At 67.4% G+C, this 5,938-nt stretch carries 4 protein-coding genes; all 4 read left to right on the top strand.

The genetic code is table 11. From position 1 onward, the window contains the following. Positions 1-199: 199 nt before the first annotated feature. Positions 200-1,420, top strand: a complete 1,221-nt coding sequence (locus G7A99_RS15375; protein WP_163141692.1) for a GGDEF domain-containing protein — start codon at positions 200-202, stop codon at positions 1,418-1,420. A gap of 330 nt (positions 1,421-1,750) precedes the next feature. After that, a complete protein-coding gene (locus tag G7A99_RS15380; protein WP_163141695.1) occupies positions 1,751-2,803 on the top strand; it encodes a Wzz/FepE/Etk N-terminal domain-containing protein in 1,053 nt (350 codons plus the stop codon). Between the two features lie 117 nt (positions 2,804-2,920). Next, the gene (rfaH, locus tag G7A99_RS15385; protein WP_163141698.1) at positions 2,921-3,424 is read left to right on the top strand and encodes a transcription/translation regulatory transformer protein RfaH; all 504 of its coding nucleotides are present in this window, start codon (positions 2,921-2,923) and stop codon (positions 3,422-3,424) included. Positions 3,425-3,433: 9 nt separating this feature from the next. Then, positions 3,434-5,824 carry an MraY family glycosyltransferase gene (locus G7A99_RS15390; RefSeq protein WP_163141701.1) on the top strand — a complete coding sequence of 797 codons (2,391 nt, stop codon included), beginning with the start codon at positions 3,434-3,436 and terminating at the stop codon, positions 5,822-5,824. Positions 5,825-5,938 lie beyond the last annotated feature (114 nt).

A 5,938-nucleotide genomic window follows, 5' to 3' on the forward strand; every position in this document is an offset into this window, starting at 1 on the left:
CGGGACACCCCCGTGGAGAGCGCGGCGCTGGTCGCGCGGGGGCGCTTGTAGGTTGGCTGCTCCTGGCAGCCAACATTCTTGCCATATCGGCCGTTCGTGTAGTCGGACACCGCAGGCGGTCGATGTGTGGCGCCGGCTTGCGGCGACGATCGATACCGTTGTTGCGCCGATGTGTGCTACACGGTAGAAGTCCGAAATCATGACGGGGTTATCATCACGGCACGCTATTTCCCGGTGGACGGGCGAGTTCGTCAACCGCCGCCAGGAGTGGCGGTATCGGCGTTATGTCCGTGATACCACGGCGACGCAGCTACGTACGTCGCTGCTGGCGGGGGCGGCGCTGTTTCTGGCGTTCGGTTTCTCAGATTACGCGTTGCTCGGGAGTGGTCCCCGCCTGGCGGTGCTGCTTGGCCTGCGGGTCATAATGGTGGTGTTCGCCGTGGCCGTCGTGGTTGCCGTTCATATACGCCCGCAACTGGCTGACAGAACGTGGCCGGTGAATACGGTCCTGGCGATGGCCATGACCGTGGTGATTCTGCTGGTGCCGATACGCCCGGAAACGCTCAACACTCAGATTCCCGCGTTGATGGTCGTGGTTATATCCATCTACCTGTTCATCCCCAACCGGGTGCCCTGGATGTTCGCGCAGAGTCAGTTCCTCGGGGTGGGGTTCGTTGCCGCGCTACTGGTATGGGCGCCGGGACACGCGCGGCTGGTTCCCACGGTGGTGCTTCTGCTGGTCCTGGCCAATACGGTGGGACTGCTTACGGCGATGCGACTGGCGTATCTGCGTCGTGAGCAGTTCGCGCTGCTGCGGGAGGAGCGTCTGGCGAATGCCCGTTTGCTCAGAGAGATAGCCGAACGCCAGCGGCTGCAGGAACGCTTCGAGCGCCTCGCCCGGGAAGACGAGCTGACCGGCCTGTGCTCACGCCGGCGTTTCTTCGAGCTGGCCGCCGAAGTGCTGCGCGATCGCCGGCGTGGCGATGGTGATACGGCCGTGTGCATGATCGACGTGGACCACTTCAAGTCGATTAACGACCGGTACGGACACTCGGTCGGCGACGCGGCGCTCGTGGCCTTTGCCGCCCGGTGCGCCGGTGTACTGCGCGAGCCGGATATCATCGGCCGTTTCGGTGGTGAGGAGTTCGTGGTGCTCCTGCCGCGGACCAGTCTCGACGGTGCCCGGGAGGTGGCGGAACGGCTGCGCGAGTCGATTGCCCGGGACCCCGTGGCCAGCCCTGCCGGCCCGCTCGCGCTCACGGCGACCGTCGGTGTCTCCCTGGTCCAACCCGATGAGCACGACATCGAGCCAGCCCTCAACCGCGCGGATGCCGCGCTCTACGACGGCAAGTCGGCGGGACGCGACCGGGTGGTTGTCGCCGAAGCGGGGCACAGTGCTCAGGCATACCGGGAGCGTTAAACGCCGCCGAAATTCTCCCATGAGCCGGGTTCTGGAAAGGGGGGCGGTATGCAGCGCCATGGCGCCCGTCAATGCGTGCGGAGCGCGTCCCGGAGCTGGTTCGGCGCCTTTTTTGGTCAGTCTGTTGGGAAGCCCCGACACTTCCGGGACCGGAGACGATAATTCTACAGAATGCCCCTAATGTGTGTCTTTCTCGCACTATATAGTGTGAGTTCAGTCACCGTGTGATGTTAGATTGCGGGCCGTGAGCCGGGGCGTCACAGGGCTGTGGTATCGTCCCGCTCCGACTGAGATAACTACCCGCAACAGTATCGGAAAGCTGCCAGAACCATGAGCGACCAGCCCCCTCGCCCTGTCGCCCAACGTTCCGATGGAACGGATTGGTCCACCTACACTGACGACGAGATCAGCCTGCTGGATCTGTGGGCCGTGCTGATACGCCGCCGCGTATGGCTGTTCGGCGTCACTGTCGTGGTGTTGCTCGCGGCGGTGGCGTACGCCCTGTCACGCGTGCCGGTATACGAATATCGTGCCCTGGTGGAGATCGCCTCCCAGGCAGATGGTACGACTCCCATCGAGAAGCCGTCGGCGGTGGCGGCCCGGTTCAACGATATCTATATCCCCCAGGCGACGTCCGCCTGGAGCGAGGCGCATCCGGAGGACCCTGCGCCGAAGGTGAAGGCAAACGCGGCCGGCGATGCGGACCTCGTGCGCCTCAGCGGCGAGGGGACGGAGGCCCGTGCCGACGCCTACACGGCCCTCATGAAGGACGCGGTGGCGCGGCTGACCAAGGTCCATGCCTCGGTCACGGAACGTCTGCGTAACCGGTTGCGTCAGCAACAGTCCCGCGCACAGCGGCGGCTGACTACCGCGCGCAACTCGGTCGATGAACTCCAGGCGCGTCAGAAGATGCTCGATGAGCAGGCCGCACGTCTGACACGGGAGATCGAAATGCAGCAGCAGGCACTGGGCGACCTGGAGGCGGTGCGTCCGGGGGAGATCGCCGACTCACAGGACGCCGTGAGTGCGGTACGGCGCCTGCTGGACAACGAGATCATCTTCAAGCGTCAGCGCCTGGATGACCTGCGCACCACCCTCAATACCGACCTGCCACGGCGCCGCGACGACCTCGACGGGCGGCTCGATACGGCCCGCGACGACGTGGCGTCCCGGGAGGAGGAGGTCGCCCTGCTGGCCGAGCAGCTCGCGGCGATCACCGGTACCCGACTGGCGGCACCGCCACGCCGTTCCGACAGTCCTCAGGGGCCCTCTTCGGCGGTGATCGTCGTGCTGGGTGCCATTCTGGGCCTGATGCTCGGCGTCTTCGCGGCGTTCGGTGTCGAGTTCGTCAGCCGCGCCAATGCGCACATGCGGGAGACCTGATGTCGGCGCAGGAGAGCCGTCCGGCGCCAAGGCGGCGCATGCCCTTCTCGAATGGACGAGAATTCGATAGGGGGTGTGGCGGGGCATGACGTGCCATACGCATGAGGCGGAGACGACATGAAGCGCTGGTACGTCATCCACTGCAAGCCCCGCGAGGATGCGCGCGCGGAAGCGCATCTGCGCAATCAGGACTATGAGGTGTTTCGCCCGGTCACGCGGGTTCGGCGCCGCCGTGCCGGCGGAATGGCCTGGTGTACGGAATCGCTGTTTCCGCGGTATCTGTTCGTCCGCCTGGACGACGTCGACGAATGCTGGACGCCGATCCGCTCGACCCGGGGCGTCGCCGGGCTCGTTCGCTGGGGCGACCACGTCCCGTCGGTGCCGGATCCGGTCGTCGAGGGCCTGCGAGTGCGGTGCGACGAGCATGGCGCCATCGATCCCGTCGCCGCGAGTAGCGATTTCCGCCCCAACGAACACGTGCACATCGACTCCGGCCCTTTTGCCGGCTTCGAGGCGGTGTTCCAGGCCCGAAGCGGCGAGGAGCGGGTCGTCGTACTCCTCGAATTCATGCGTCGGGCGCAGCGTGTGGTGGTCTCGGAACGGGCCGTCAGCCGGATCTGATCGCGACCTATGAGTCTGGAGCCGTCGCCCCTTCAATTGCTGGTGGTCGCGTTTCTCGCCCTTGTCGGGGCGAGTGGCTTGATCGCGCTGCTTCGGCCATACGCCAGGCGTATCGGTCTGATCGACCGGCCGGGTGGGCGCAAGCGCCATGCCGCGCCGGTGCCGCTCATAGGCGGTATCGGCGTGTTCGGTGGCTTTCTGGTCGCGGTGGCCGCGGTTCCGGGGCCATTGGCGTCCAGAGGGGCGCTGTTCACGGCCATGGCGCTGCTGCTGCTCGGGGGCGTCCTGGATGACATCCGTGACATGCGCAGCACCAGCAAGCTCCTTCTACAGGCCGCCGCCGCCGCGGTGGTGGTGGCCTCCGGCGACCAGGTGCTGCGTCACGTCGGCGGCTTCCCCCTGGTGGGCGATCTGGTCCTGGCGACCTGGGCCATCCCCCTGACCCTGTTTGCCCTCGTGGGGCTGATCAACGCCACGAACATGCTCGACGGGCTGGACGGCCTCGTCGGCGGGGTGGTGTTCGTGATGCTCGGCTGGCTGCTGTTCGTGGCCGGTCTCCAGGAGGCCGGGGCGGTATCGCTGGTCATCGTGGCGCTGATGGGGGGCGTGGCGGGATTCCTCGCGTTCAACATGCGCCTGCCGTGGCGGTGCCGGGCGAGTGTCTTCCTCGGAGACGCCGGCAGCATGAGCCTCGGACTCGCGGTGGGCTGGATCGTGATCGAGCTCTCCCAGGCGCAGGACTCCGTGCTCTCCCCCGTGGCCTACGGCTGGGTACTGGCCCTGCCGGTGGTGGACACCGTCAGTCTCATGATTCGCCGGCTGTGCAAGGGCCAGAGCCCCTTCGCCGCGGATCGGGAGCACCTGCATCACATCTTCCTGCGGGCCGGCTATACCCCGGGGCAGACGAGCGCCTGTCTCGTGCTGATCGCCGCGGCGTTCGGGGCGATCGGCGTGCTTGGCGGGCTCGCGGGCATGCCGGACTGGCTGCTGCTCGTCGGGCTGGTGGCGGTGGTCGTGCTTCATTACGTGTTCATCCGCCATGCCTGGTACACGATGCGGGCGTTGCGCCGGCTCCACGCTGGCTGGGAAGGGGGGCACGGCCCCTTCGGGAGCGTCGGGGCGGTGCGGGTGATCATGCATCCACCGGTGAACGGCTGGCGCCGTTCCATCGCGCTGTTCGGGATTTACCTCGCCATCTTCTGCCTGCCTTTCTCCCGGGCAGGAATGAATATAGGTCTCGGGCTCGTGCTCGCCGCCACGGCAATGGCGTTGCCGGCCTTCTGGCGGGACGCCCGCCGACTGGTGCTCACGTGGCTGATGCTCGCGCTCACCGGCTATATCGTGGCGCGCGCGCTGATCGGCGGCGCGCCGGTGGACGGTACGCCGTCCTGGGATCATCTCGTCCGGGTGGCCGGGCTGATCAGTCTGCCGGTGGGGTGGTGGCTGGCGGGGGCGCGTGCGCAATGGGTCTGGATGCTGATGTCGCTCGTGGCCGGCGGTGCGGTGGCATTCGTCGCCCAGGCGAACTGGGGCAAGCTCAACGCCGGCGTGCTCAGCGACCCGGCCGCCTGGGGCTCGGCGTCGACATCGGGCTTTCTTGGGGCGGTGATCCTGATGCTGCTGCTGGGTGGCATGATCGCTGCGGTCCACCGCCTGGGCCGTGGCTGGCGGCCGGTATTTACCCTTGCCGTGTGCGTGGTGCTCAGCGTGCCGGTGATCACCGTGCTCGTGGGTTCGCGCTACACCACCGGCTGGGTGGGGGCGCTGGCCGGGGCGCTGGTGATCGGCCTCGGCGCGATCGCCTACGGCGTGGATCGCCGTCAGTGGCTCGGGCTGGCCGGCGGGGTGGTCATGTTCCTGGTAGTCGGGCTGGGGGCCTGGGAGGTGGTGATCACCGGCAGTGGCCCGTGGCGGGACGATCTGGCCGAGCCGATCCAGGCCGCGGCGCTGTATTTCGGCGGCGAAGTGGAGCAGGCGCGGGCGCTGGATCCATCCACGGGCCGGCGGCTGCAGCTGTGGCAGGGCGCGGCGGAGCGCATTGCCGAGCGGCCGGTGTTCGGCTGGGCGCGGATGTCGCCGCGCCAGTTCGACGGACCGTTGTCCGCCTTCCGCGAGTACAACACGCTGTACGGGGCGGTGGCCGTGGGGTTCGGTCTGGTCGGAATGGCGCTGTTTGCGGCGGTGGTTGTCGGCGTGCTCTATCAGTTCATCGTCCTGGCGCGGGACCGGATATGGCCGACGTCGTGGGTCCTGGCCATGCTCGGGGCCAATGCCGCCGTCCTGGTGATGCTGGGGCTGGCGATACAGATCGACGACACGTCGAGCCGCACCGTCATCGTCCTGCTCATGGCGGCCGGCGTGGCCGCCGCCTTCCAGCGGCAGTGGATACAACGTGACTAGCGTCGCCGGGCGACCGGCGGCGCACCCTCTCCCCAAGCCCTCTCCCGTGAAGGGAGAGGGGCCCGCGGTGTTGCAGGTTGGTTGCTCCCGGCGACCAACATCCCGCCTGGTAGC

This window comes from Arhodomonas sp. KWT, from assembly GCF_010993615.1.

Excerpts from the sequence above, each read along its gene's own strand:
- G7A99_RS15375 (WP_163141692.1), top strand. The coding sequence starts at position 200 with ATGACGGGGTTATCATCACGGCACGCTATTTCCCGGTGGACGGGCGAG.
- G7A99_RS15380 (WP_163141695.1), top strand. The coding sequence starts at position 1,751 with ATGAGCGACCAGCCCCCTCGCCCTGTCGCCCAACGTTCCGATGGAACG.
- rfaH (WP_163141698.1), top strand. The coding sequence starts at position 2,921 with ATGAAGCGCTGGTACGTCATCCACTGCAAGCCCCGCGAGGATGCGCGC.
- G7A99_RS15390 (WP_163141701.1), top strand. The coding sequence starts at position 3,434 with ATGAGTCTGGAGCCGTCGCCCCTTCAATTGCTGGTGGTCGCGTTTCTC.